General features: G+C 69.2%; 21 protein-coding genes and 1 pseudogene. 15 read left to right on the top strand and 7 right to left on the bottom strand.

The window, feature by feature from the left end; genetic code table 11:
• Window positions 1-297 precede the first annotated feature (297 nt).
• Window positions 298-726 (bottom strand): annotated as a pseudogene (locus tag OO69_RS17485) (GTPase RsgA); the annotation flags it as partial.
• 274 nt (window positions 727-1000) lie between these two features.
• Window positions 1001-1651: an SDR family NAD(P)-dependent oxidoreductase gene (locus tag OO69_RS17480; RefSeq protein ID WP_033281584.1), complete on the bottom strand. Its 651-nt coding sequence runs from the start codon at window positions 1649-1651 to the stop codon at window positions 1001-1003.
• Between the two features lie 546 nt (window positions 1652-2197).
• Between OO69_RS17480 and OO69_RS17475 the strand changes: the two genes are divergently transcribed.
• Together OO69_RS17475 and OO69_RS49450 are read left to right on the top strand one after the other, a co-directional pair.
• A complete protein-coding gene (locus OO69_RS17475; protein WP_033281583.1) occupies window positions 2198-3430 on the top strand; it encodes a hypothetical protein in 1233 nt (410 codons plus the stop codon).
• Between the two features lie 198 nt (window positions 3431-3628).
• On the top strand, window positions 3629-5737 hold the full coding sequence (locus OO69_RS49450; RefSeq protein WP_051801076.1) for an eCIS core domain-containing protein: 2109 nt from the start codon (window positions 3629-3631) through the stop codon (window positions 5735-5737).
• Window positions 5738-5821: 84 nt separating this feature from the next.
• Here OO69_RS49450 and OO69_RS17460 read toward each other — a convergent pair whose 3' ends face one another.
• The 3 genes from OO69_RS17460 to OO69_RS17450 form a co-directional block, all read right to left on the bottom strand.
• Window positions 5822-7333, bottom strand: a complete 1512-nt coding sequence (locus tag OO69_RS17460) for a cellulose-binding domain-containing protein (RefSeq protein WP_033281582.1) — start codon at window positions 7331-7333, stop codon at window positions 5822-5824.
• 214 nt (window positions 7334-7547) lie between these two features.
• Complete coding sequence (locus OO69_RS17455) at window positions 7548-8876, bottom strand: radical SAM protein (RefSeq protein WP_033281581.1); 1329 nt, start codon at window positions 8874-8876, stop codon at window positions 7548-7550.
• Between the two features lie 241 nt (window positions 8877-9117).
• On the bottom strand, window positions 9118-9777 hold the full coding sequence (locus tag OO69_RS17450) for a pyridoxamine 5'-phosphate oxidase family protein (protein WP_033281580.1): 660 nt from the start codon (window positions 9775-9777) through the stop codon (window positions 9118-9120).
• Between the two features lie 127 nt (window positions 9778-9904).
• Here OO69_RS17450 and OO69_RS49445 point away from each other — a divergent pair, with 127 nt between their 5' ends.
• From OO69_RS49445 to OO69_RS17400, 10 genes are all read left to right on the top strand, one after another.
• Window positions 9905-10486 (top strand): TetR/AcrR family transcriptional regulator, encoded by a 582-nt coding sequence (locus OO69_RS49445; RefSeq protein WP_051801075.1) that lies wholly within the window; start codon window positions 9905-9907, stop codon window positions 10484-10486.
• Window positions 10487-10491: 5 nt separating this feature from the next.
• Window positions 10492-10818, top strand: a complete 327-nt coding sequence (locus OO69_RS17440) for a hypothetical protein (protein WP_033281579.1) — start codon at window positions 10492-10494, stop codon at window positions 10816-10818.
• Window positions 10815-12059, top strand: a complete 1245-nt coding sequence (locus OO69_RS17435) for a D-arabinono-1,4-lactone oxidase (protein ID WP_033281578.1) — start codon at window positions 10815-10817, stop codon at window positions 12057-12059. Before OO69_RS17440 ends, OO69_RS17435 begins: the two co-directional genes overlap by 4 nt.
• 127 nt (window positions 12060-12186) lie before the next feature.
• Window positions 12187-13446, top strand: a complete 1260-nt coding sequence (locus tag OO69_RS17430; protein WP_199810964.1) for an ROK family transcriptional regulator — start codon at window positions 12187-12189, stop codon at window positions 13444-13446.
• Between the two features lie 11 nt (window positions 13447-13457).
• Window positions 13458-15323, top strand: coding sequence for a glycoside hydrolase (locus OO69_RS17425; protein ID WP_033281603.1), 1866 nt, complete (start codon window positions 13458-13460; stop codon window positions 15321-15323).
• Between the two features lie 225 nt (window positions 15324-15548).
• Window positions 15549-16814 (top strand): ABC transporter substrate-binding protein, encoded by a 1266-nt coding sequence (locus OO69_RS17420; RefSeq protein ID WP_033281577.1) that lies wholly within the window; start codon window positions 15549-15551, stop codon window positions 16812-16814.
• Window positions 16815-16831: 17 nt separating this feature from the next.
• Window positions 16832-17797, top strand: coding sequence for a carbohydrate ABC transporter permease (locus tag OO69_RS17415; RefSeq protein ID WP_033281576.1), 966 nt, complete (start codon window positions 16832-16834; stop codon window positions 17795-17797).
• A complete protein-coding gene (locus OO69_RS17410) occupies window positions 17794-18666 on the top strand; it encodes a carbohydrate ABC transporter permease (protein ID WP_033281575.1) in 873 nt (290 codons plus the stop codon). Before OO69_RS17415 ends, OO69_RS17410 begins: the two co-directional genes overlap by 4 nt.
• Window positions 18667-18693: 27 nt before the next feature.
• Entirely contained in the window at window positions 18694-21561 is a 2868-nt protein-coding gene (locus tag OO69_RS17405) for a glycoside hydrolase family 2 TIM barrel-domain containing protein (RefSeq protein ID WP_033281574.1), read from the top strand.
• A complete protein-coding gene (locus OO69_RS17400; protein ID WP_078652462.1) occupies window positions 21558-22721 on the top strand; it encodes an MFS transporter in 1164 nt (387 codons plus the stop codon). The genes OO69_RS17405 and OO69_RS17400 overlap by 4 nt, the downstream gene beginning before the upstream one ends.
• Here the strand turns inward: OO69_RS17400 and OO69_RS17395 are convergent, their stop codons facing one another.
• Entirely contained in the window at window positions 22722-23429 is a 708-nt protein-coding gene (locus OO69_RS17395; protein ID WP_158713399.1) for an MBL fold metallo-hydrolase, read from the bottom strand.
• A 79-nt stretch (window positions 23430-23508) separates the two neighbouring features.
• Between OO69_RS17395 and OO69_RS17390 the strand changes: the two genes are divergently transcribed.
• The 3 genes from OO69_RS17390 to OO69_RS17380 all read left to right on the top strand — a co-directional run bounded on the left by OO69_RS17390 (window position 23509) and on the right by OO69_RS17380 (window position 25341).
• Window positions 23509-24174 (top strand): TetR/AcrR family transcriptional regulator, encoded by a 666-nt coding sequence (locus OO69_RS17390; RefSeq protein WP_033281572.1) that lies wholly within the window; start codon window positions 23509-23511, stop codon window positions 24172-24174.
• Window positions 24175-24250: 76 nt separating this feature from the next.
• On the top strand, window positions 24251-24820 hold the full coding sequence (locus OO69_RS17385; protein WP_033281571.1) for a SigE family RNA polymerase sigma factor: 570 nt from the start codon (window positions 24251-24253) through the stop codon (window positions 24818-24820).
• The gene (locus tag OO69_RS17380; RefSeq protein ID WP_033281570.1) at window positions 24817-25341 is read left to right on the top strand and encodes a PASTA domain-containing protein; all 525 of its coding nucleotides are present in this window, start codon (window positions 24817-24819) and stop codon (window positions 25339-25341) included. The genes OO69_RS17385 and OO69_RS17380 overlap by 4 nt, the downstream gene beginning before the upstream one ends.
• A 21-nt stretch (window positions 25342-25362) precedes the next feature.
• On the opposite strand, the gene OO69_RS17375 is transcribed toward OO69_RS17380, so the two are convergent.
• The gene (locus tag OO69_RS17375; RefSeq protein WP_033281569.1) at window positions 25363-25710 is read right to left on the bottom strand and encodes a hypothetical protein; all 348 of its coding nucleotides are present in this window, start codon (window positions 25708-25710) and stop codon (window positions 25363-25365) included.
• Between the last annotated feature and the right edge of the window lie 2 nt (window positions 25711-25712).

Below are 25712 nucleotides of genomic sequence, written 5' to 3'. Positions count from 1 at the left end.
AGATCCTCATTCGACGAGGCGTCCGGGGACGTCCGCGAGGGCAGTGAGCCGCTGCCAGCTGGTGGTGAGCGCTGCAACGCGCGCCTTCTCGGTGCGTTTGCATGACATCTCCGGCCAGACGATGGGACGTGGGACCACCGAGGTACTGGATTCCTGCTGTCACCGCTCATTCGCCAAGATCCACGGCTGCACAGCCCGAGCCGATCTCTCAACTTGGTCTGCTCACTCGCAACGCGGAGACTTCGAAGACTGGCCCAAGCCCGGGCGCGGGTTGCGGCCAACCGCTGCATGAGTGTTGCCGGACTCCCACGCGAGCGCGAGAAACCGTTCGATACGGCCGAGGTCGAGGTCCCCGGTCAGCGGTACGGCCACGATCGCGTGGTCGACGTTGGCCGCGAGGATCTGCCCCTCGGACCGCTTGGAGGAGGTGGAGCGCACGAAGGCGGTACGGCGGGGCAGATACGTCCGTACGTAGCGCGGGTTGCCGACGGGTTCGACGGCGACCCAGTCACCGGTGCACACGACGCGCAGCGGGTCGTTCGGGGTGACGAACGCGGTGTCGGCCCGCACCGTGCCGTCGGCGGTGACGACATCGCACTGCCCCCGGTCGACCCGGACGACCCGGCCGGCCAGCAGTCCTTCGGCGTCGTAGCGGGCGAACTCATCCGCCCACGCGTCGTCCCAGCCGTAGCGGGCGAGCGCGAGAAAAGCAGAACTGGAAGTCAAGGGAGACCCTTCACAGGGTGGCCCCGGCGCGCGCACTCGGGCGCGATGGAAGAGGAAGGTCAGCCGGTGGCCACGGAGGTGGACTTGATGCACTTCTGAATGCGGGCAGGGCCCATCACAGAGACAGCCATCGGTCACACCTCCCACAAACCACTCGCGCGTCACCTACGACGACCTCGGGCCGCCGTTCCAACGGGACCGACCCTAGAAGGTGCGCCGGGCGTGACGCCACCGAATTAACGCGCATCCATCACGCGCCCTCTGCACGTGACCCCTACCAATCGATCCCGGCCAGCAAGAAGGGTTCGTCCTCCGGAGCCTCCTTGCGGGCCCGCAGCGCCCGTTCGGCGGGTGCGCCGGCCGGTACGCGCAGCGGCGGGGCGGGGTGTTCGATCGTGTCGGCCACTACGGCGGCCACGTCCTCCGGGGTGACGAGTTCGCCGCGGAGTGCGGGGAGTGACTGGTAGAGCGGGGTGTACGGGTCGTTCTCGCGGAGGTACACCCTGGCGCCGTAGGGGCCGATCATGGGCAGCACCATGCGCCCCTGGATGCTGGAGACGAAGACGAGACACCCCGCGCCTCGTTCGCGCATGGCGGGCAGCACGGCCTGCGCCACCCGCAGCGCGCCGAGGGTGTTGACCTGGCAGAGCCGTTCGACCTCCGCGAGCGGGACGCTCTCCAGGGGTGCGCGCCCGGCCTCCCCGGTGTTGCTGACCAGGACGTCGATGTCGCCTGCCTCCCGGACGGCCCGGTCGACGCTCTCCTGGTCGGTGACATCGAGGCGGAGGCGCCGGTCGACGGGGAGGTCGGCCAGTGTTTCCGGGCGGCGTGCGGTGGCGATCACCCGGTGGCCCCGGCCTGCCAGTGCTACGGCGATGGCTCGGCCGATGCCCTGGGGCGCGCCGGTGATCAGTACGGAGGACAAGGTGGACCTCGTCTTTCGTGGGGATCGGCGCCGACGAGCTGGCCCTGCATGAGCCACGTCAGACCCTCGGCGTAGGCGCCGGCCTCGGCAAAGAACGCGGCGAAGAACGGTCCTCGGCACGCGCGTTGAACGCGTCGACGTCCGCGTTCTCCTCGTCCGCGATGACCTCGACGGCAGCCTCCTCGACCCCAACGGCCGTTGCCAGGAGTGCGGTTCAGCCCTCCCGGTCCCGGAGATCCGGATCGAACCCGGACCCGGACCCGGCTTCCAGGCACCGGACCACGAAGGCGACCCCGTCTCCAGCGCGATCAACACACCCCGCCGGCTCCTCGACCCGATCGCGACAGCCCCGCACCCACCCGACGGGTCGGCACCCGCACCCACGACCGCACGAAACCACAACCGTCCGGTGACAGAACCGTCGCACAGGACGCCACAACTGGATGCCGGGGCGGCAGGTCCAACTGGGCGTGAACGGCGGGCGGTTCGGCTCGCCGTCTCCGGCGTGGCGGTCCACCGCGCCGTATACGCATCCTGGGGGAAACGTTGAACAGCACTGCACGCACGCTGCGTTCGTCCGTGACGGTCACGGGGGCCGGCCTGCTGCTGGCCGCCACCGGTGCCGTCCTGGCGCCGGCGGCCACCGCCGCGACGACCGACGCGCAGCCGCCGGCCCTCGCCGTCTCCACCGCGGCACCGGCGGAGATCGGACTGGCGGGCCAGCCCGTCGAGTTCACCACCACGGCGTCCAACGTCGGTACGGAGGACACCACTTCGGCGCGGCTGATCTACCACATCGACGGCGGCGCCGGTCTGCCGCCGAACGCCGTCAGCCTGCAGTACCGGCTCAGCGGAACGGCGTGGAAGACCGTGCCGCTGACCCTGACCGGCACCCAGTTCTCCGGCGAACTGCCCGAGTCCTTCGCGCTGGCCGCCGCCCAGTCGCGGACCGTACAGCTGCGCCTCGGCCTCCCGATGGGCACCCCGCACCACGGCGACAGCAACGGCGGCACCGACCAACTGAAGCTCAACACCCTTGTCTCCTACGGCACTTCGGGCGCCGCCAACGACAGCGACGAGGACACCGTCAAGGTCGACGGGCTCGACGCCACCCTGTCCGGCGTCCCCACCACCGCCACCGCGGGCGGACCCGGCGTGACCTTCGGCGCCACGGTGTCCAACGCCACGGCCTCGGCGTACGAGAACGTGACGGGCGTGCTGTTCACCAGCCGCTACGCCACCGTGCAGGTGCTGAGCTCCGGCACCTGGAAGACGCTCAAGCCGATCACCGCCGGCAACGAACCGGACGTGTACGGCTTCGACATCACCGGCAAGGACTCCTCCCTGGCGGCGCACAGCAGCGCGGCCGCCAAGTTCCGCGTGACCTACCTCAAGAACACGCCTGCCGGAAAGACCACCGTGCACCCCTGCGCGTTCGTCAACCAGGGCTCGACGCCGTTCACCGGCACCACGTTCTGCGGAGCGTCGGCGTCGATCACGGTGAAGGCGGCCGCCTCCGGCACCACCCCGACCACCTCGGCGACGCCTTCCACGTCGGCCACCCCGACCAGCTCGTCCACGCCCTCCACCTCGCCCACGGCAACGACCACGACGTCCTCCGGAACGATCTCCGGGACCACCTCGGGAACGACCACGCAGCTGGCCAAGACCGGCAGCGCCGGTATCTCGGCGACCGCCGCGTCGGCGTCGGCCCTCATCACGGCCGGAGCGGGCACCCTGGGCTTCGTCGCCCTGCGCCGCCGCCGTAACCGAGCCTGACACCGGGGCCCTGGCCGCGCTCACCGCACCAGCCTGCCCGCGCGGGCGTCGGTGCGCCGGCCAGGGCCCTGTTCGGCGAACGGCAACTCTGCCCCCGACTCTGCCCCTACGGACTTCCCACCCCCGGCCGTCCATCAGGTAAGAGGGAAGAGCACCCGCACCAGGCAAGGGCACCCGCCGACCAAAGGGGAACCGCACATGCGCGTCCAGGGAGAGAACCGCCCGAACGGAGACCGCACCGGCGGACGCCCCACGGCTCGGACAACGGCCCGTCCCGCCGCCGCCCTCCCCCCGCTCACCGCGCTCCAACAGGCCGCCGGAAACGCCGCGGTGACCCGCGCGATCCAGCGGGCCCGGGACGAACAGCACGGTGACGAGCAGCACGGTGGCCCCGAGGCGCGCGCCGCCGAGGGAGCCGTCCCCGTGCAGCGACGGGCATCCGTGGTCGACGCCGTCGGCTCCCCGGGACGCCCCCTGGAACCCCGCATCCTTCAACGGGCCGAGCAGGCCTACGACATGGACTTCGGCCACGTACGCGTGCACGACAGCCCCGTCGCCCAGCGTTCCGCCGAGGAACTCGGCGCCCTCGCCTACACCACCGGTTCCCACATCGTGCTCGGCGACCGTCGCGTCGAGGACGAGGTGATGTACGAAGAGGTCGACCACGTACGCCAGCAGGCCCTGGGACCGGTGCCCGGTACCGACAACGGCCGGGGCGAGAAGGTCTCCCACCCGGACGACCCGTTCGAGCGGAGCGCCGGCGCCAACGGCCGGAAGCTGGCCCGGGGTGCCGCCCCCGAACTGGCCCTGCCCGGGGCCGACTTACCCGGCGGGGCGGTGCAGCGCAGCGTGGACGTCTCCGTCCAGCGGGCGGACCGGCCCGGACCGTCGACCACGCCGCCGGCCCAGAGCACGACTCCGCCCCCGGCCTCGTCCTCACCCCCGATCCAGGACTCGCAGCCGGCCATCGCCCGGCTGGCGGGACTGCTCGTCAGGGACAAGGAAGCGATCAGGAACAAGGACGTGCGGGCGGTCATCCACACGCGGGTGCGCAGCGGCCCGAGTTTCACGGACCAGGAGCTCGACGCGATCAGGGCCGTGGAGTCCGAGGACCCCAAGTGGCTGAAGACCGTGGGGATGTGCAGCACCGTCGAGGCCGACGCGTACCTCAAGGCCGGCGATTTCCACAACTGGCTCCAGCAGCCGGAGGGCAAACGCCTCCTCATCGCCAGCCTGCGCTGGCGGCAGGAGGTCGCGGACCGCGCTCAGGGGAAGTCGACGGACAAACCCACCCGCTCGGACTACCAACTCGCCCGCCACCACGCCATGCACGACAAGGACACCCCGGAGACCGAGAAGGAACAGCTCACGGGAGAACGGAACGAGCAGATCTTCCAGACCTTCGTGACGACCATGGTCCCTCCCGGTATCAGCGACCGCGTACCGGACGCCGCCAAGCACCGGGAGCGGGTCGAGCGCGGCACCGAGGTGCTGACCAAGATCTTCCTGATCCTGAAGGAGGGGCTGAAGGTCTTCAACCCGGAGACCGGCATGCACGAGGACTTCAAGGACGACGTCGCCCACGCGCTGGCCTACGGCGGCCGCGTCAACATCCGCATTCCCCAACTGGCCGACGGCCAGCACGGATACGAGCTGCCCCAGTGGCTCCACATCACCAAGGAGAACCGGCGGCCCTGGGAGTCCAGGTCGACGCCCGAAGAGCCGGTGTACCGGCGCAGGTTCGGCACGCATCACCTGAAGATCGGCGACAACGACCCGGTCGACGGAACGCCGGGCGCGTTCGTGGAGAAGGGCGAGATCGGGGCCACCGTCCAGAACTGGTTCGATCCCCGCACCCACCTCTACGGCCTGCCCATGGCCGCGGGTGGCATGGGCAGCACCGACTACCACGGCGACACCATCATCCCGAACGAGTCGTACGGGCACATGTTCATGGGGTACAAGCACCCGACGAAAGAGAGCGACGGGGGACTCCAGGTCGGCCTCGAGACCGCCGGGCCCGGCGGCAGGACCCCCGACGGCTACAAGCACGGCATCACCAGCAGCGAGAAGAACAGCAACCCGGTGAGCCAGTTCGGCGGACACAAGGACGACAAGCCTGGCGGCAACGCCCCCCTCAGTTCGAGCCAGCGCCACGTCGACCTGGAGAAGTTCGGCGACTGGGTGCAGAAGCTGAAGAGCCTGGAGAAGGACTGGAAGGCCGAACTCGCCAAGGCCAAGACGGACGAGGAACGCGCGGCCCTGTACCGGGACTTGATCGGCAAGCGCGGTAACACCGGTTCGTAAGAGCGTAGTTCGTCGGCTACGGCCGTCGCCCTCCCGGAGACCGGAGAGTTCGCGCCGGGGCGGGTGACAGCCGTACGGGCAGGCCTACTTGCCGCAGGCCGCGCCGTTGAGCGTGAAGCCGTACGGCGCCGAGTTCTTGCTGTTGTTCCAGGTGCCGAGGAACCCGAAGGTGAAGCTGCCGTCCGCGGCGACGTTCTTGTTGTAGTCGGCGGCGGTGGCGGTGACCCGGGAGCCGTCCTGGGCGACGCTCGCGTCCCACATCTGGGTGACCTGCTGGCCGTCGCGGTAGGACCAGGCGACGCGCCAGGTGTCGAGGGCCTTGGTGGTGGTGACGGTGATGGCGGCCTGGAAGCCGTCGGGCCACTGGTTGACGAGGTCGTACGTGACGTCGCAGCTCGCCGGTGTGGTCGTACCCGAACCCGATCCCGCACCCGAGCCCGAACTCCTGGTCGGATCAGGCGAGTTGCCCGCGGTGGCCGAGGCGGTGCCCTGGGGTTCCGTGTCGGGGTTCTTGTCCCCGGAGTCGGTCGCCGTACTGCTCGTCGTGGGCCGGGTGGACGAGGAGGCCGTACCCGACGGGTGGGCGCCGACGGACGACAGGGTCGGGGCGGGATCCCCCACCGGCTGACCGCCGGCGTCGTCGCTGGCCGCGTTGTCGTGCCCGGAGCCGCTCATCGGCATCATCGACACCCCGAGCGCCACCAGCGACAGCAGGACGGCCGCGGCGAGCAGACTGTTGCGGACGAGACGCGCCTTGCTCGCGCCCTCCTTCGGCTCCCCGGCCTCCAGTTCGGCCACGGGACGCCCCGCGCCCAGCCGTACCTCGGCGGCCCGGCGGCGGCGCTCCAGATAGGCGAGCCCTCCCCAGCCGATCACCCCGCCCGCGAGCGCCGCGGGCAGTCCGCCGCCCGCGAGGCGCAGACAGGCGGCCGCCTCCGCGCACTGCACGCAGGTGGCGAGGTGCCGGGAGAGGTCCTCGGGGGTGTCGGCGGCCGGTGACCGGGTCACCGCGTCCAGCAGCCGGGCGTAGCTGCGGCACTCCGCGTCCATCGGGGTGTCGAGGTGGTTGCGGTGGCAGCGGTCCCTGAACAGGGCCCGCACTTGGGCGAGTTCACTGGATACGACGGCGGGGTCGAGGCTGAGCCGGCGGGCCACGACGGTCAGCGGCAGCGCCTCCACCTCGGCCAGCCACAGCAGCGCCGCGTCCGCCTCCTGAAGGTCCCGCAGCCCGCGCAGCGCGATCGGGCGCTGCAACGGCATGCCGTGATAACGGGCCGCCTTCTCGGAGTTGAGCCACAGCCGCAGGTCCGGGTCGAGCCGGTGCCCCCGCCCGGCGAGCTCCCAGGTGGCCGCCGTGGTGCGTACGGCGGTCAGCAGCAGCGGTATCACCGGCAGCACCCGGCGGGCCGGTCCGCGCATCGGACCGGACCCGGCGGAGCGGGCCTCCTGGATGCCAAGTGCGAAGGCCTCGCTGGCCAGTTCGGTGGCCGAGGCGGCGCCGGACGTGCACAGGTCGGCGTAGGACAGCACGGCGTCCCAGCTCTCGGTGAAGAGCGCTGCCTCAGCGGCGTCCTGAGGAGTCGGCAGGTCGGGCATGGGTCTCCTGCATCCACGAATGACGGCCAACTAGCTCTGACAGTAAGCGAGTTGGAGGGGGGCTGCCTCGTGACAGGGCCAGAGCCTTTCACGCATCCCACACAACTGACAAGCCGCGTATTCAATTACGGTGACTGTCAGTCGCCTCTATGCAGTTGTACGTGTCCGAGCCTCTCCCGGCTCATCCGTCGCAGGAGTTGGCCACACCGTTACCTTACAAAGACGCGGGCTCCTCGGCGGGCTCGGCGGGCAGACTGTCCATGAAGGAGCTGACGGAGAAGACCGCGCGGCCGGGACCCGGTTCGCCGTATCCGGGCGGGGACTTGAGGCCGAAGTCCTCCATCGTCGCGCGGTAGGCCTCCAGCAGGCGGATGTGGTACTCCAGCGGAGCGCCCTGCGGATTGGCCTTGCCCAGCGGGGTGGTGGGCTCCGGGCACCAGGTGGTGAAGCGGGGCGTGATGCCCTGCGACATGAAGAAGCGCAGCCCCTCTGTCGTCGAAGCGATCGCCTCGTCGACGGTCTTGAAGCCGAACGGCTCCGCCATCTCCACGCCGGCGACGAAGTTGGGGATCACGTTGCGTGCGCCGAAGATCTCCGCGGAGTCGAGGATCCGCTTGTGCCACTCGGCGCGGCCGACGTAGCGCTCCTTGCCCGGGCAGTGCAGCTTGAACAGATACTCGTCCCACACCTCGTAGTTGGGGTGGTAGATCTGCACGCCGTAGTCCTTGAAGCGCTGCACGTCGTCCTTGGGCAGAGCCTGGGCGACGACCTTGCCGATCCACCGCCCCGGGAAGCGCTCCTCGATGGCCTTGGCGTAGTGGCCGTAGAAGTCGGCCTCGTCGCGCCCGGCGACGGTCTTGGTGATCGCACCGCCGGTGAGGGTGTAGGCAGTTGAGGTCTTCGCGGTGTCGTACCGGTCGATGATCTCCAGCGCTTCGAGGACCTCTTCCACGTCCTTGACGCCGGTGTAGGGCCGCCCGGCGGCCTTGTGCTGGCGCCAGTTGTGGTTGATGTCGCAGTACTGGCACTCCTCCTTGGCACCGAAGTACTGGCAGACGCGGAAGACGGTCAGGTAGATCAGGTAGCCCCACTGGATGGTCGGGGCGACCTCCATGACGGACTTCCCGTTGGCGAGCTTGTGCTTGTAGTACTCCGGCATCGGCGGCACCCCGACGTCGGCGATGCGCTTGCCGTCGAGATACAGCCCGAGGACTCCGTTGTCGTCGGAGGCCACGCGGTACGGCGAGGTCGGGTTCACGCGCACGGAGACGACGGTCCGTCGCAGGTCGTACGGGCCTCCCGTAAGGATGATCTCCTCCGGCGGGCGGCGGAGCGCGGCCTCGCCCAGTTCGGGGAGGGTGCCGTGGTCGAAGGAGAAGATGAAGTACGACTTCGGCTTCACCTCACCGCCCTCGTTGTCGCTCAGCGCGGACGGGTCGAAGGCGACACCTCCGCGCAGCAGGTCCTCCTTGAAGACGGCCTCCCGCGGCACGTGCGGAAAGCGCTCCATCAGATCCTCGACCAGCGCGGTGCGGCTGCCCATCCCGTATCTCCTCCCGGCTCAGGCGCCCTGCTCAGGCGTACCGACTCCTCACGGTATGCCTCCGGCGGTTGGGCGGTTGGAGCGGGGGGTCGGTGTGGTGCGGTTCGGGAGGGTTTGGCTGGGTGTCCGGGGCGGGGGGGGGGGGTCGGGGTTGCTTGCGGGGTGCGGGTGTGTTGTGGCTGAGCGCGCAGTTCCTCGCGCCCCTTAGGGCATGAGGGCGGGCGGGGTTGGGGCCATCAGGTCAGCCCTGTCTCGTTCCCTCGCGGGTCGCGATGTGGGCCGGTACCGGGATGCCAGGGGGTAGCGCCGGGTCCGGTACGGGCTTGCCCCAGGTTGAGGTCAGGGGGAGGGTTCCTGCCCACAGGTCCAGTTCGGCGTCGGGGCCGTCGGCGTCGTCGGGGGCGCCGGTGCGGATCTTGACGGAGGCCTCCTCCAAGGAGAGGGCGAGGAGGGTGGTGGCCGCGAGTTCCTTGCGGTTCGGCTGTCGGGCGTACGACCACTGGCCGGGCGTCGCGTGTTCGGTGAGGCGGCGCAGGCCGGCCAGTTTCTCCTCCGGGTCGGTGACCTTGCGGGGTACCCCGTGGATCATCGCGCTGCGGTAGTTCACCCCGTGCTCGAAGACCGACCGGGCCAGCACCAGCCCGTCGACATGCGTGACGGTGACACACACGGGGTGTCCGCCCGCGAGGCTACGACTCGCGACGGACCCGTGGAAGTACAGCTCCCGCCCGTACCTCCCGTACACCGTGGGGACTACGACCGGACGCCCCTCGATCACGACCCCCAGGTGACACACGAAACCGGCGTCGAGGATCGCGTCCAGGTCGGCACGGTCGAGGCTGCCCTGTTCGGCGAGGCGGCGGTGCCGGGTCAGGTCGGTCTGCGGGAGGCGATCGGTCATACCCACGGAGGCTACCGATGCCGTACATGAACCGCCATACCTCTATCGAATACAGCACCTGCGCGGCATCACTGCAACGAAATCCGAAGCATTGACGTCTTTGACATTTCTCGTCAGAATTGTCAGCATGAGCAAGCGGGACGACATCGTCACAGCGGCCGTCGACGTGTTCAGCCGGTACGGGTTCCGGCAGACCTCGATGGAACTCCTCGCGCGGGCCGCGGGCGTGTCCCGGCCCGCGCTGTACCTGCACTTCGCGAACAAGCAGGACGTCTTCGCCGCCGTCGCCGCCCGCGTCACCGACCTCATGACGGCCGCCGCCCACCGCGCCCGCGACGCCGAGGGGACACCGGCCGACCAGGTCTACGGCGTGCTCGCGGTGAAGCTGGAGACGGCGATCGGCGTCACCGAGGCGCGATTCCGGCAGGAACTGGTCTCGGAGGCCGCCGGGATGGGGCTGACCCCGGTCGAGGACGGGCTGGTCGACGCACTGGTGGAACTGCTCGCCGGAATTCCCGAACCCCGCGAGACCGCCGCGCTCCTGCTCGCCGCGACCGTCGGTATCGGTCAGTCCGACGGCACACCGGAGGTCCTCCGCGGCCGTCTGCGCCGACTCGTCGACCTCGTCATGAGCGGCCTCGACGGCGAGCCGAACCGAAAGAACACCGCACCGGACCGAAGGAACACCCCACCGCCACAAAGGAGTTGAGCACCATGATCGGTACGATCGCCCTCGGTCTCGCCGCCGGTTTCTGCGCGGGGGACGGCCTCCCGTACTACGTCATGGGCAGCACCGGCGAGGCGATCAGCCCGGGCCCGTTCCGGCCCTCCGCCACCGCCAACGTCCTCTCCGGCTGGGTGCTGATCGTCGCCGCCGCCGTCTGCTGGCACTACACCGATACACAGGCACAACCGCTGCCGACTTATGCTGCGGCAGCAGCAGGAGTCCTCCTCGTCGGGCTGATCCACGCCCGGCTGTGGCGCACCGACCCCTGGGGCAGAACACGCGAACGCACGCTCCCGGAGGGACGGCAGGCATGACGGAGACGGTCACCAACTGGGCCGGCAACATCACCTACGCGGCGAAGGAACTCCACCGCCCGCGCACACTCGACGCGCTCAGGACCCTCGTGGCCGAGAGCGCGCGGGTACGGGTGCTGGGCAGCGGCCACTCCTTCAACGAGATCGCCGAGCCGGGCCCCGACGGCACCCTGCTGACGATCGCCGCCCTGCCGCCCGAGTTCGACGTGGACACGACGGCCCGGACGGTACGGGTGTCGGGCGGCGTCCGGTACGCGGAACTCGCCCGCCGCGTGGCCGGGCACGGTCTCGCGCTGCCCAACATGGCGTCCCTGCCGCACATTTCGGTGGCCGGTTCGGTGGCGACCGGCACGCATGGTTCGGGCGTCCGCAACGGCTCGCTCGCGTCGGCCGTACGCGAGGTCGAGATCGTGACGGCGGACGGTTCCACGGTCACCATCGCGCGCGGCGACGACCGCTTCGACGGTGCCGTGACCTCTCTCGGCGCGCTCGGCGTCGTCACCTCCCTCACCCTCGACCTGGAACCGGCCTTCGAGGTCGAGCAGCACGTCTTCACCGAACTCCCCCTCGCCGGGCTGGACTTCGAGACGGTGGCGGCGTCGGCGTACAGCGTGAGCCTGTTCACCGACTGGCGGGAGCCGGGCTTCAGGCAGGTGTGGCTGAAGCGGCGCACCGACCAGCCGGCGGTCGACTTCCCGTGGGCCGCGCCCGCGACCGAGGCGCTGCACCCGGTGCCGGGGATGCCCGCGGTCAACACCACCGAGCAGCTCGGGGTGGCGGGGCCCTGGCACGAGCGACTGCCGCATTTCCGGGCGGAGTTCACGCCGAGCAGCGGGGCGGAGCTGCAGTCGGAGTACCTGCTGCCGCGCTCGGCCGCACTCGACGCGCTGCACGCGGTCGACGGCATCCGGGAGACGGTCGCCGGTGTGCTGCAGACCTGCGAGGTGCGGACGGTCGCCGCCGACGCGCAGTGGCTGAGCCCGTCGTACGGGCGGGACACGGTCGCCCTGCACTTCACCTGGATCGAGGACACGGAGACGGTACTGCCCGTGGTGCGGCGGCTGGAGGAGGCACTCGACGCCTTCGACGCGCGGCCGCACTGGGGCAAGGTGTTCACCACTCCGGCGGAGGTGCTGCGCGGGCGTTATCCGCGGCTCGGCGACTTCGCGGCGCTGGCGCGGAGCCTCGACCCGGAGGGCACATTCGCCAACTCCTTCGTCCGGAACGTGCTGGGCGACTGACGGCGCGACCGGCTGGGCGGCGACTTTGTATGGCCCCTTTCCTAACCCCTTGTCGAACGTCACCCACTGCCCATAGCCTTGCCGCGCGCCGGTGCCGTCGTGCCTCGGCATGATGCGAGGGGGAGGGATGGCGGTCACTCCGGTGAAGCGCACATCACGCGACATCCGAACCGCGAACCGTTACGAGGTACTGCGCCAGATCATCGCCGAATCACCCACCTCCCGGCAGGAGTTGGCCGCCGCGACCGGGCTGAGCCTGGCCACGGTGGCCACGCTCGTCGGTGAGCTGCTCGACCTCCGGATGATCACGGAGGTCGGTTTCGAGGACTCGGCGGGGGGCCGCCCGCGAGGGCTCGTGGCGGTCAACGCGTCGGGGGGCGCGCTGATCGGCGTCGACATCGCGGAGACGTACGTCCATGTCGAACTCTTCGACCTGGGACTGAACGTGCTGGCCCGCGCCGACGAGGACATGCGCCCCGGCGAGAGCCTGCCCGAGCAGGTGGTCAGCCATGTGGCCGCCGCCGTCGGCTCGGTGGTCGCGCAGGCCGGCATCGAGGGCGCGCGGGTGCTGGGCGTCGGGGTGAGCGTGCCGGGGCAGGTGGACCGCGACACCGGCGTCTCGGAGTACGCGCCCAACTGGGACTGGCACGACGTGCCGTTGCTCGACCTGCTGTCCGAAGTCATCGCCTACCCCCTGTACTTGGACAATCCGCTGCGCGCCTGCGCGGTCGCGGAGATGTGGTTCGGGGCGGCGCGGGGCCGCGGGGACGCGGTGGTGGTCAACCTCGGGACCGGCGTCGGCGCGGGACTCGCGCTCGGCGGTGCGCTGTACCGGGGGGTGAGCAACAGCGCCGGCGAGTGGGGCCATACGACACTCGTCCTGGACGGACGCCTGTGCCGCTGCGGCAACCACGGCTGCGTGGAGGCGTACGTCGGCGCACCCGGAATCATGCTGAACCTACGGGAGTTGAGCCCGCGCAGCCCACTGCTGCACCCCGATGACCAGACAGCCACCATCGACGCCCTGGCCCACGGCGTGGACGCGAACGACCCCGTGGCTCTCAAAGTCGTGCGGGAGACGGCCCGTTACATCGGTGCGGGCATCGCCAACCTGGTCAACATCCTCAACCCCGAGGTCGTCGTGCTCAGCAGCTGGGTCGCCCGCAGGCTCGGTGAACCCCTGCTGCACGAGGTGCGCGAGGCCGTCCAACGGCACGCGCTCAGGCGGCCGTTCGCCGCCACCCAGATCGTCCTCTCCCCCATCCTCACCGACCCGGCGTGCCTGGGCGCGGCAACGTTCGCGCTCGAAGGGGCACTTCAGTCGGTCGGGCAGAGGGCAGGCAAGCGCACCACCTCAGCAAGGAGCCGTACCGCACCACCTTCATGACGACGGAAGGGATGCACGTGACTCACCCCCACCCCAGGAGAACGATCCTCGCGACAGCGGCAGCCGCGCTCGCCGTCACCGGGGCCCTGCTCTCCGCGCCGCCCGCGACCGCCGACGGCGTCGCACCGGCCGAAGTCTCCCCCCACGCGGCCCAGACCATCGACAACATCGGCGCGTCCGGCGCCTGGTGGGTCAACGACCTCCAGCACTTCACGCCCGCGGTCCAGGCCCGGGTGGCCCAACTCCTGTTCTCCTCAAAAGGGTTGGACCTCTCCTCGTACCGCTACAACATCGGCGGTGGCGGCACCGCGGTCACCACCCCGGCCCGTGCCGCGCAGGACTTCCTGAACTCCGACGGCACGTACGACTGGAGCAAGGACAAGGGCGGCCAGACGTTCCTCAGGTACGCCGCGAGGTACGGCGTCCAGGACCTGATCGGCTTCGTCAACAGCGCGCCCTCGCAGTGGACGACCAACGGGCAGAGCTGCGGCGGCCAGTTGAAGCCGGAGAACGAGACCGACTACGCGAAGTACGTCGCCGACGTGACCGCCCACTTCGCGAAGCAGGGCGCGAAGTTCGACTACATCAGCCCCTTCAACGAGCCGAACAACGACTTCGGCGACTGCGGCCAGGAGGGCATGCAGGTCACCGTCGACCAACGCGACGACATCGTGCGGGCGTTGGGCGCCGAGCAGCGGGCCCGGCACCAGAAGTCCTCGATCATCGCCGACGAGTCGAGCAGCACGGTCAGCTTCTCGACCGAGGTCCCGCAGTGGATCGCACAGCCGGACACCGCGCAGTACGTGTCGAAGCTCGCGCACCACACGTACAACAACCCGAACGACGGCCAGTTGGGCAACGTCTACGAGACCGCGAAGACGGTCGGCAAGCCCTCCTGGGCCACCGAGATCTGCTGCTTCGGCAAGGGCACCACGGGCTGGAACCAGGAGTACGACCCGACCATCGACAACGCCCTGCTCATGTCCCGCATCATCTACAAGGACTTCGCGACCTCGCACGACTCGGCGTTCCAGTGGTGGGTGGCCCTCGCCAGCGGCTACGGCACGGACCCGACCGCGCGCAACGACACCGGCTGGAACGACGGGCTGATCTACTACGACCCCGACTACGCGACGAACGGCAACCAGACCCTGTACTTCACCAAGCGGTACTACGCGCTCGGCCAGTACAGCAAGTTCGTGACCCCGGGCTCCGTCGCGCACAACGTGACGGGTGCGCCGAGCGGCGTCGAGGTCAGCTCGTACGACCGGGACGGCAAGTGGGTCGTCGTGGTCAACAACCAGAACACGACGGCCACTTCGCTGAACCTGCACTTCAACAGCAAGGTGCCGGTGCGTGCGACGCAGGCGGTCCGCACCTCGGCCACGGAGAACTGGGCGAAGGTCGCCGCGCCGGACGTGAGCGGCTCGACGGTGTCCGCGTCGCTCGCGGCCCGCTCGATCACGACGTACGTCTTCGACCAGAAGGACCGCAAGGCCGGTAAGGGACACAGGAGTTCGACCTCAGTCACCGGCGCCCTCCAGGGCAACCAGTCCGGCAAGTGCCTGACCGCCGACACCTCGGGCGCCGCGCTCGCCACCTGCACCGGCGGGGCCGGGCAGACGTGGTCGTACGACGCGAAAGGCGGCCTGGAAATCGCCAACGGGTATCTGACGGTGGGGAGTTCGGGCCTGACGACCGCCGCCGACTTCACCGGCGATCCCGGCCAGCGGTGGCTGCTGAACGCCAACGGCCAGATCCTCAGCGAGGCGTCCGGGAAGTGCCTCGACGTGAGCGGACAGGCGACCGCGGACGGCAGCAAGGTGATCCTCTACAGCTGCAACGGCGGGGCCAACGAGGCCTGGTCAAAGGTGTAATGACCACCTGAGTACGGGGTGCGGGTCGCCTCCGCGGCGGCCCGCGCCTTCGTCACGTCCGGTATTCCGAACGCTACACAACGCTTCGAACAGACTTCGTCCAACCCCTTGCCGAAGGCTTAGGCGAAGGTTAACGTCCCGCACCGCACCTCGAATTGAGCCACTGGCCGCCACTCAGTCGTGGAGCCGTGGAGCCGCAGCCGCGCGAGAGACAAGGACGTCACCATGTCGGCAATGAGCAACAGCAACTGGTCCCGCCGATCGATATTCCGGGCGGCCGCAGGGATGGCGGCCGCGGGGACGCTGGCCGCCTGCGGCGGCAACAACGGGCGGGGCGCGAGCGGTGGTTCGGGCAAGCAGCTCACCCAGATGTTCCACGCGTACGGCGAGGCCGGGACGGAACAGGCCATCAAGCGCTACGCGAAGGCGTACTCCAAGGCGAACGTGGCCACGCAGTGGATCACCAGCAGCGACTACGAGAGCAAGCTGTTCGCCACACTGCTCACCAAGAACGCGCCCGACCTCTTCGAGTTCCACCCGCAGATCCAGATGGTGAAGAGCGGTCAGGTGGCCGACCTGAGCGACATCATCGACCCGGTCAAGTCCGACTTCAACCCGGCCGACATCGCCTCGCACACGGTGGACGGGAAGATCTACGGCGTCCGGATGATCGACGACCCGCAGTTCTTCTTCTACCGGCCCTCCCTGTTCAAGAAGGCCGGCGTAACGGTCCCGGAGACCCTCGACGAGCTGATCGAGACCGCCGCCAAGCTCACCACCGGCAAGGTCAAGGGCCTGTACCTCGGCAACGACCTGCACGCGGTCATCAGCCCGATGATCTGGTCGGCCGGCGCCGACACCCTCAACGACAAGAACGAGATCGCGTACCACACGCCGGGCGTCATCGAGGGCATCAAGAAGATGCGCAAGCTGTTCACCAGCGGCGACCTGCTGCTCGACGCCCCGACGGACTACTGGGACCCGTCCGCCCTCAACCAGGGCCTGTGCGCGATCCAGTTCTGCGGCATGTGGGCGATGCCCCAGTTCCAGAAGGCGCTCGGCGACGACATCGGGATCTTCCCGTTCCCGAAGACCATCGACTCCGGCAAGCAGTCGGTCTACAACGGCGGTTGGTCGATGTTCGTCAACGCCAAGGGCGCGAACGTCGACGCGGCCAAGGAGTACGTGAAGTGGCTGTGGATCGACCAGAAGAAGGACCAGGAGGACTGGGCCACCTCCTACGGCTTCCACATCCCGCCGCGCGCCTCGATCGCCGCGTCGGCCACCAAGCTCAAGACGGGTCTGCCGGCCGAGGGCGTCAAGCTCTTCCAGGACTACGGCCACTTCGACAACATCGGCTGGACCCAGGCGATGATCACCGCGCTGGAGGACGTCTTCGCCAACTCCGTCCGCAAGGGCGGTGACCCGGAGGCCTCGCTCGACAAGGCCGACACGGCCGTGAACCGCGAGCTCAAGAAGCTGTTCGGATAGGCCGGGACGGACCGGACATGTCGACGACCACGACACGCGACCTCGCGAGCCCCGCCCCGGCGAAGGCCACTCCGGCCAAGCGGCGGCGGGGTCTGCGGGGCAACCGCACCTTCAACTTCTGGCTCTTCATCGGCCCGTTCCTCGCCGGGCTGATGATCTTCGTCTACGTCCCGATCGGTTGGAGCATCTACCTCAGCTTCTTCGAGGCGCGCTTCACCGTCACACCGAGCAAGTTCATCGGCTTCGACAACTACACGTACATGCTGACGAACCCCGACTTCGTCGGCTCGCTCGGCACGTTCACCGTCTTCGCCGCGTTCATCGTGCCCACCACCTGGGCGCTGTCCCTGGGCCTGGCCCTGCTGGTGAACAGGCTCCGGTTCATGCGGGCGTTCTTCCGGTCGGTGTTCTTCCTGCCGACCGCGTGCAGCTATGTCGCGGCGGCGCTGATCTGGAAGATGTCCATCTTCAGCGGCGTCCGCTTCGGTCTGATGAACACGGTCATCGGCTGGTTCGGGGTCGACAACATCGCCTGGCTGTCCAACCCCAGCCCGCCCTGGTACTGGTTCGTCATCGTCACCGCCCGCCTGTGGCTGCAGTCCGGTTTCTACATGATCCTCTTCCTGGCCGCGCTGCAGAACATCCCGGCGGAGCTGTACGAGGCGGCCGCGATCGACGGCGCCAAGCCGGGCTGGCAGACCTTCCGGTACATCACGCTGCCTCAGCTGCGGGCCACCTCGACCGCGGTGGTCCTGCTCCTGCTCATCGCCGCCTACCAGGCCTTCGACGAGTTCTTCAACCTCCTGTCCAAGACCACCTGGGGCCGCCCGCCCCTCGTCGAGCTGTACTACACCGCCCTCGGCGAGAACCAGGACTACGGCGCCGGCAGCGCGGGCGCCGTGATCCTGACCCTGCTGATCATCATCGTCACCCTGTTCCAGGGCAAGCTCATGGGCTTCGGCCGGGGGGAGGAGGCCAAGTGACCACCACCGCACCGCAGTTGAGGAAGCCGCGCGGCAAGAAGCGCGGCGGCGTCCTCGGCAACACGGGTCTGTATCTCGCGACCGGCGTCGCCACCTTCCTCTTCCTCGTCCCGTTCTATCTGCTGGTCCGCAACGCGCTCTCCACGGACGCCGAAATCACCGGGGAGCACTGGAAGTTCTTCCCCACGCACCTGCAGTGGGGCAACGTCAGCGACCTCTTCGACGACACCTCGGTGGACTTCGCCCGGTCGATGTGGAACTCACTGGTCGTCGCCGTCTCCATGACCGTGGGCATCCTGCTGATCTGCTCGCTGGCCGGCTACGCCCTGGCCCGCATCCCGTACAAGCACTCCAACAAGATCTTCTACTTCGTCCTGGGCACCCTGATGGTTCCGACGGCCGTCACCTTCGTGCCCAGCTTTGTTCTCGTCTCGTCCCTCGGCTGGGTCGACACCTACCGGGGGCTCATCATCCCGGGCCTGTTCAGTGGTTTCACCTGCTTCCTCTTCCGGCAGTACTTCCTAGGGTTCCCCAAGGAGTTGGAGGAGGCGGCACGCGTGGACGGACTCGGCTACTGGGGCGCGTACTGGAAGGTCGTGGTGCCCAACTCGCTGAACTTCTTCGCCGCGATCGCCACGATCACCTTCATCAGCGGCTGGAACGCCTTCCTGTGGCCGCTGGTCATCGGCCAGGATCCGGGGGCATGGACCGTCCAGGTCGCGCTGTCCTCGTACATGACCAACCAGACCGTCGTGTTCCACCAGATCTTCATGGCCACCGCGATTTCCATCCTGCCCCTGATCTTCGTGTTCCTCTTCCTCCAGCGCTGGCTGGTCCAGGGGATCGCCCAGACCGGCATCAAGGGCTGACACCCGCATCTCACGACCTGGAGACCGATGACTTCCAGCACCGCCGCCGACTACCTCGAAGACGTCTCCCCGGGCAGCGGAGCCCTCCCACCCCGCGCCCGTTACGCGTCCTCGGACGCCAAGTCACTGTCATTGAACGGCAGTTGGCGTCTGCGTGTGTCGGCGACGGCCGACGCCGAGGACGACTCGTTCGCCGGGGAGGGCTACGACGCCGGGGACTGGGCCGAGGTCACGGTCCCCGGTCACTGGGTCCTGCAAGGGCACGGCTCCCCCATCTACACCAACCACCTCTACCCCTTCCCGGTCGACCCGCCCCGCGTCCCGACCGAGAACCCGACCGGCGACCACCTCCGCGCCTTCGACCTGCCGTCCGAGTGGCCCTCGGACGGCGGGGCGGTCCTGCGCTTCGACGGCGTCGAGTCCTGCGCCCGCGTCTGGCTGAACGGCACGGACATCGGCGAGTTCAAGGGGTCGAGGCTGCCGCACGAGTTCGCGGTCGGGCATCTGCTCAAGCCCACCGGCAACGTGCTCGCCGTCCGCGTCCACCAGTGGTCCGCGGGCTCCTACCTGGAGGACCAGGACCAGTGGTGGCTGCCCGGCATCTTCCGTGACGTCACCCTGCTGCACCGCCCGCCGGGCAGCGCCCTCGACTTCTTCGTGCACGCCTCCTACGACCACGTCGCCGGCGCGGGCACCCTCCGCGTCGACTCCGACGTCGACGGCCGCGTCACCGTGCCCGCCCTGGACATCGATGTCGCGACGGGCGAGTCGGTCACCGTGCCGGTGCGCGCGTGGACGGCCGAACTCCCGTACCTGTACGACGGGTTGCTCACCACCGAAGGCGAACGCGTCCCCCTCCGCATCGGCTTCCGCACCGTCGAACTCTCCGACGGCCTGATCAAGGTCAACGGAAAGGCGATCCTCTTCAAGGGCGTCAACCGTCACGAGTGGCACCCGGAGAAGGGCCGCGCCCTCGACCTGGAGACCATGAGGGAGGACGTGCTGCTGATGAAGCGGCACAACATCAACGCCGTCCGCACCTCGCACTACCCACCGCACCCCGACTTCCTCGACCTGTGCGACGAGTACGGCCTCTGGGTCATCGACGAGTGCGACCTGGAGACCCACGGCTTCACCGAACAGGCCTGGCGCGACAACCCCGTTGACGACGACCGCTGGACCCCGGCCCTCCTCGACCGCGCCGCGCGCATGGTCGAACGCGACAAGAACCATCCCTCGATCGTCATCTGGTCGCTGGGCAACGAGGCCGGTACCGGGCGCGGTCTCACGGCCATGTCCGAGTGGATCCGCGGCCGCGACGACTCCCGCCTCGTGCACTACGAGGGCGACATCAACTGCCGTGACACGGACGTCTATTCACGGATGTACGCCGACCACGCCGAGGTCGAGCGCATCGGCCGGGGCCTGGACGGCGGCACCCACCGCCGCCGCCAACTCCCCTTCATCCTCTGCGAGTACGCCCACGCCATGGGCAACGGCCCCGGCGGACTCGCCGACTACCAGCGCCTCTTCGAGTCGTACGACCGGCTCCAGGGCGGTTTCGTCTGGGAGTGGATCGACCACGGCATCAAGGACGAGCGCTTCGGCTTCGCGTACGGCGGTGACTTCGGCGAGGAGCTGCACGACGGGAACTTCGTCTGCGACGGCCTGATCTTCCCGGACCGCACCCCCTCCCCCGGGTTGGTCGAGTACAAGAAGGTCATCGAGCCGGTCCGGATCACCGGCGACGGCGCGGACGGCACCGTACGCATCACCAACGCCTACGACTTCGCCGACCTCTCCGCCCTGGCCTTCACCTGGTCCTACCAAGTGGACGGCGAGACAGTCGAGTCGGGCACCCTCACCGTGCCGTCACTGGCCCCCGGCGAGTCGGCCGACGTCAAACTGCCCGCACCGCCCGTGGAGTCCAACGGCGCCGAATCCCAGTGGACCGTAAGGGCGTCGCTCGCGGCCGACACCGCATGGGGTCCCGCCGGGCATGTCATCGGCTGGGGCCAATTCCCGGTCATGGCACGCCCGTTGCCGTCCGTTTCCGCCGTCGCCGGGCCCGTGCGCGGGGAGCGGCGGATCACGCTCGGCCCCGCCACCTTCGACGCCCGCACAGGCGAGGTGAAGACCATCGGCGCGGTCGACGTCACCGGTCTCCGTCTCGACGTATGGCGGGCGCCCACCGACAACGACGACGGCGCGTCCTGGCAGGCGGACACCCGATTCGGCCTGCTCTGGCGGAAGTTCGGCCTGCACCGGATGCGACACCGCCTGGACGGCGTGGAGTTGAGCGAGGACGCGCTGACCGTCCGCACCCGGGTGGCACCCGCCGCCTGGGAGATCGGGCTCGCCACGGTGTACCGCTGGACCTCCGACGGTTCACGGCTGCGGCTGACGGTGTCCGTCGCGCCCGAGGGCAACTGGACTGTCCCACTACCGAGGTTGGGCATCCGGTTCGGCGTCGACGCCGGAGCCGACCGGGTGCGCTGGTTCGGCGGCGGTCCCGGCGAGGGGTACCCCGACACCAAGTCGGCGTCGATGCTCGGCCGTTGGGAGTCCACGGTCGACGACCTCCAGACCCCCTACCTCCGCCCGCAGGAGAACGGCGCCCGCCCGGACGTCCGTTGGGCCGAACTGGGCGGCCTCCGCATCGACGGCGACCCGGAGTTCTGGTTCACGGCCCGCCGCTGGACGACGGAACAACTGGACGCGGCCACCCACCGCACCGATCTCACCCCGGGTGACACGGTCTGGGTGAACCTCGATCACGCCCAGCACGGCATCGGCTCCCAGTCCTGCGGCCCGGGCCCGCTCCCGCAGTACTTCCTGAACGCCCGACCCACCGAGTTCTCGTTCGTGTTCTCGGAAACCCCGGAGACCAGTTGACTGACATAGTCACGAACTCGCCTGCGGCCGACCGGCTCTTCACCCGGTCGGCCGCGGTCGCGTCCTGCGTGGGCTTCATCCTCATCGGCATGCTGCAGGCCCTCTACGGCCCCGTGATCCCGGGCCTGCGCCACGGGTTCGGCCTGTCCCCCTCGGCCGCCGCCCTGGGCCTGAGCCTGCACTTCGCGGGCGGGGTCGCCGGTGTCCTCGCCTTCAACGCGGTCCACTCCCGGATCAGCAACAGGGCACTTCTGGTGTGGGGTTACGGCCTGATGGCGGCGGGCGGCGCGGGCTTCGCACTCGCCGTGAACTGGCCGCTCGCGCTCACCGCCGCGTTCCTCGGCGGCCTCGGTTTCGGCGGGATCGACTACGGCCTCAACCAGCTTTTCGCCGTGGGCTTCGGCGACCGTTCCACCGCCATGCTGAACGTGCTGAACGCGCACTTCGGCATCGGCGCGGTCCTCGGCCCGGCGATCGTGGCCTGGCTCGGCCCGGACGACTACCCCTACGCGTTCGGGGCGTGCGCGGTACTGGCGGCGGTGCTGGTGTTCGCGGGCTCAAGTGGCGTACGTACACGTGCATCTGACGCTCCGTCAACATCAACTCCCAGCAGGTCGCTGGGCCTGTCCCGCGCCCTCGTCGGCTTCCTCGTCCTCTACATCCTCAACGTGGCCGTGGAGGCGGGCGTCGGCGGCTGGGAGCCCACGCATCTGGAGACCGTCGGCTACACGGCGACCTTGGCCGCGTCCGCGACCTCGGTGTACTGGCTGATGATGACAGCGGGCCGCTTCCTAGTCGTACCGATCACGATGCGTCACGCCCCCGAGCGCATCCTCGCGGTGTGCGCGGCCGGGATGACGGTGTGTCTGCTGTTGACGCTGGTCGAAGGAGTGGCACCGGTGGCGTACGCCGGTGTCGGCTTGTTCATCGCGCCGGTTTTCCCGACGGGGCTCTCGTGGCTCAACTCGGCGCTCCCCCAGGCCAGACGCGCCGGTGCGTGGGTGATCGCGGCCTCGAATGTCGGCGGCGTGGCGGCTCCCCCGCTGCTCGGCGTCGGGATCGAGGCCTCCGGGATCCACGCGGTGCCTTGGCTGTTGACCCTGTTGTCGGGCGCGTCACTGCAGGCGACCGTCCACCTGATCAGACTGACCCGAGGCTGATCACGCGTTCGGCCCGGTTGCCGCGGACCCGCTGGGTACCGGAGCGACCTTGTCGAGGCGTCGTCGGGTCTCGTCCGCGTCGAGGGGACCGCCATGGCCCGGGAGCAGGCGCTGCGGGCGGCGGTCGAGCTCGGTCATGAGCGCCCTGCGCACTCCGGCGGCGTCCTCGGTGAAGAAGTGGCGCTTCGGGCTCCGGGGGCGCAGCACTCCACCGCGGACCAGGTCGCCGACGAGCGTGTCGTCGCCGACGCGGACGACGAGCGACCCGGGGGTGTGGCCGCCGAACCGCTCGGCGTGCGCGTCGACGCCGTAGGGACTCAGGTCGAACTTGTCCTTCACCAGGATGTCGGCCTCGACCGGCCGGGCCTTGGCGCGGAGGACCATGGGCTTCAACAGCGCACCGGCCGGATGGCTGATCGGGAGTGCGCCGATGCGTCCGGTACGCAGGAGTTGCTCGTCACCCAGGCCGACCGCGATCGGTACGCCGGCATCCGCGAACGACGCCGCCGTGCCGCTGTGGTCGTTGTGGCCGTGGGTCAGGAGGACCAGGGCTATGTCGCGAGGCTGAAGGCCCTGCGCGGACAGCGCGTCGCGCAGGCGGTCGCCGTCCTCGGGCCCGCCCGCGTCCACGAGGACCGCTTGCTCGCCGCGCAGGAGGTAGGCGTTGCTGTTGCCCATGGGAAGCGGGGTGACGGTCGTGGCACTCATGATCATCTTCCTTCGTGAAGCCTCGTAACCTTACGGCCGTAAGTAGAGCATGAGAACTTACGCCTGTAAAGTCATCGTCATGGCCCCACCCGCAGCACGGAAACGCAACCCCCGAGGTCAGGGAGCACAGCTCCGCGACGAGATCGTGACCGCAGCCCGCGAGCTGCTGATCGAGACCGGATCGGACAGTGCGGTGACCTTGCGGGCGATCGCCCGCAAGGTCGGCATCGCGCCACCGTCGATCTACGCGCACTTCGACACGCCCGACCAGATCGTGGAGGCCGTGGTCACCGAGACCCGCTCACTGCTGGTGCGTCAGCTGGAGACCGCCCGGGCGGAAGCGGAAGGCGCGCGTGAACGGCTTCTGGCCGACTGCCGTGCCTATCTCGTCTTCGGTGCCGAGCAGCCCGAGCTCTACGCCCTGCTGTTCTCCCGGCCGCGGCCCAGGGGCAGCAGCACCACGGAAGAACGCGTCGACCGGGCGGTACGCCAACTCGCGCCCATCGTCGGCGAGTCCATCGCGACTCAGCTCGCCCCCGCCGAAGCGTTCTCGATACTTCTGCGCGACGTCGCCGACGCGATGCACGACGGCTCGTCCCGCGCGGAGGACGCTCTCACCACGGCGACCTCTCTCTGGGCGGCCCTGCACGGCCTCATCCTGCTCCGCGCCCGCATTCCCCGATTCCCGTGGCCGCCACCCGGTCCGCTGGAGGAGGAGATCATCACTCGGCTCGGGGAGTTGTGACCCAGGTCTCAGCAGAGCCGTGCAGCAGATCCGCCTGTTCCCCCGTCGAGGAGGGGTGACAGGAAGGGAGGAGCGTGTGGATCTGGCAGCCAAGTGGGCAACGGACGCGGGGCGCAACGGAGTTGGAACCACGGAAGGTGACTTCCATGGATTCGTCGCCACCCGGTCGGCCGCGCTGTTCCGGGGCGCACTCGTCCTGACGGGCAGCCGCGACGCGGCGGAGGATCTGGTCCAGGAGACCCTGGAACGGACCTGCCGCAAGTGGCGCACCATCAGCGCCAAGGACGCCCCGGACGCGTACGTACGGCGGATCATGGTCAACCTCGCCAACGACCGCTGGCGGAGATTCCGCCGTACGGCTCAGCACCCGGTGGACGGCGACCCGGCCGCGCCGGGTGACGAGTACGGACGGATCGACAGCCGGGACCAGTTGGTGCGCGCTCTTCAGCAACTGCCCATGCGGATGCGGACCGTGGTGGTGCTGCGGTACTTCCACGATCTTTCCGACGCCGAGATAGCGGCCGACCTGAAGATCTCGCAGAGCACCGTCCGTTCCCAACTCGCCCGTGGAATCGACCGCTTGAGAAGCCAGATTCCCGCGCTCCCCACCCCTTCGCCGCAGCAGCTCACGGAAGGCACGCGATGAGTTCGTACGACCCGCGGTCCTCCGGCTGCACACCTTTCGAAGAGGAACTGATCAACGCCATGAACGACTTCGCGCACTCCACCGACTCGCCGTCCTTCGACACGGCCGGCATGGTCCACCGCACCCGCCGCAGGCGGGCCACCCTCATCGCCGGCATCGCCACCGCCCTGATCGTGGCGGGCGGCGGCACGGCCCTGGCGTCCATGACAGGCGGCACCTCACGGACGGCGCCGGCGAAGCCCGACACCACGGCCACCGCCCCCGGTGCGGACTACAAGAAGGCCATCCTGCTGCTGTCCTACAGCAAGGAGGGCCCCGTGGCGATCGACCTCACAGGCATGGACCTCGCCACCGCCAAGGGCCAGTTCCTCAAGGCCGGCGTCCAGCTCGGCACGGTGACGAGGGTGAACAGCCCGGGCTGCGAGCCGGACTCGGTCGTCGAGGTCACTCCCCACGCCCCGAAGGTCGTGGAGACGGGGGACACGATCGAGCTGAAGCTCTGCGGAAGCGCGTCGAACTGATCGAGGCCGGCTGGACCGGTCTCACTTCGGGCCTTCACCGGCGAAGGCCGCAATGTCACCAAGGGCGTCTTCAGCCGTGCCACCCAGTGCGGGGTCATCCAGCAACGCTTCAAGCCGCCGGACAACATCGGCACTTACAGCTCTGTGGATTCTCCCCACGTGTCCCAAGCAGGTCACCGCCAGAGCTCTGATCTGCGGATCGACCTCAGGAGAAAGGCAGTTGAGGAGAACGGCCTCGACCCGCCGGGGGTCCGGATCGTCGAATGTCATCGCCAGCAACGCTCTGGGGGACACCCCGATGTCCGGACTCCCGAGGTCGGTCGTCACAGCGGCCCGCCACCTCTCCAGTTCCGGTTCTTCTCGATCCATCA

The organism is Streptomyces sp. NRRL F-525, from assembly GCF_000716605.1.
Classification (GTDB): Bacteria; Actinomycetota; Actinomycetes; order Streptomycetales; family Streptomycetaceae; genus Streptomyces.
The sequence above is the reverse complement of the archived record's forward strand: the minus strand, read 5'-3'. Positions and strand labels throughout refer to the sequence as shown.

Excerpts from the sequence above, each read along its gene's own strand:
- OO69_RS49450 (WP_051801076.1), top strand. The coding sequence starts at position 3,629 with ATGCGCGTCCAGGGAGAGAACCGCCCGAACGGAGACCGCACCGGCGGA.
- OO69_RS17460 (WP_033281582.1), bottom strand. The coding sequence starts at position 7,333 with ATGCCCGACCTGCCGACTCCTCAGGACGCCGCTGAGGCAGCGCTCTTC.
- OO69_RS17455 (WP_033281581.1), bottom strand. The coding sequence starts at position 8,876 with ATGGGCAGCCGCACCGCGCTGGTCGAGGATCTGATGGAGCGCTTTCCG.
- OO69_RS17450 (WP_033281580.1), bottom strand. The coding sequence starts at position 9,777 with ATGACCGATCGCCTCCCGCAGACCGACCTGACCCGGCACCGCCGCCTC.
- OO69_RS49445 (WP_051801075.1), top strand. The coding sequence starts at position 9,905 with ATGAGCAAGCGGGACGACATCGTCACAGCGGCCGTCGACGTGTTCAGC.
- OO69_RS17440 (WP_033281579.1), top strand. The coding sequence starts at position 10,492 with ATGATCGGTACGATCGCCCTCGGTCTCGCCGCCGGTTTCTGCGCGGGG.
- OO69_RS17435 (WP_033281578.1), top strand. The coding sequence starts at position 10,815 with ATGACGGAGACGGTCACCAACTGGGCCGGCAACATCACCTACGCGGCG.
- OO69_RS17430 (WP_199810964.1), top strand. The coding sequence starts at position 12,187 with ATGGCGGTCACTCCGGTGAAGCGCACATCACGCGACATCCGAACCGCG.
- OO69_RS17425 (WP_033281603.1), top strand. The coding sequence starts at position 13,458 with ATGCACGTGACTCACCCCCACCCCAGGAGAACGATCCTCGCGACAGCG.
- OO69_RS17420 (WP_033281577.1), top strand. The coding sequence starts at position 15,549 with ATGTCGGCAATGAGCAACAGCAACTGGTCCCGCCGATCGATATTCCGG.
- OO69_RS17415 (WP_033281576.1), top strand. The coding sequence starts at position 16,832 with ATGTCGACGACCACGACACGCGACCTCGCGAGCCCCGCCCCGGCGAAG.
- OO69_RS17405 (WP_033281574.1), top strand. The coding sequence starts at position 18,694 with ATGACTTCCAGCACCGCCGCCGACTACCTCGAAGACGTCTCCCCGGGC.
- OO69_RS17395 (WP_158713399.1), bottom strand. The coding sequence starts at position 23,429 with ATGAGTGCCACGACCGTCACCCCGCTTCCCATGGGCAACAGCAACGCC.
- OO69_RS17390 (WP_033281572.1), top strand. The coding sequence starts at position 23,509 with ATGGCCCCACCCGCAGCACGGAAACGCAACCCCCGAGGTCAGGGAGCA.
- OO69_RS17380 (WP_033281570.1), top strand. The coding sequence starts at position 24,817 with ATGAGTTCGTACGACCCGCGGTCCTCCGGCTGCACACCTTTCGAAGAG.
- OO69_RS17375 (WP_033281569.1), bottom strand. The coding sequence starts at position 25,710 with ATGGATCGAGAAGAACCGGAACTGGAGAGGTGGCGGGCCGCTGTGACG.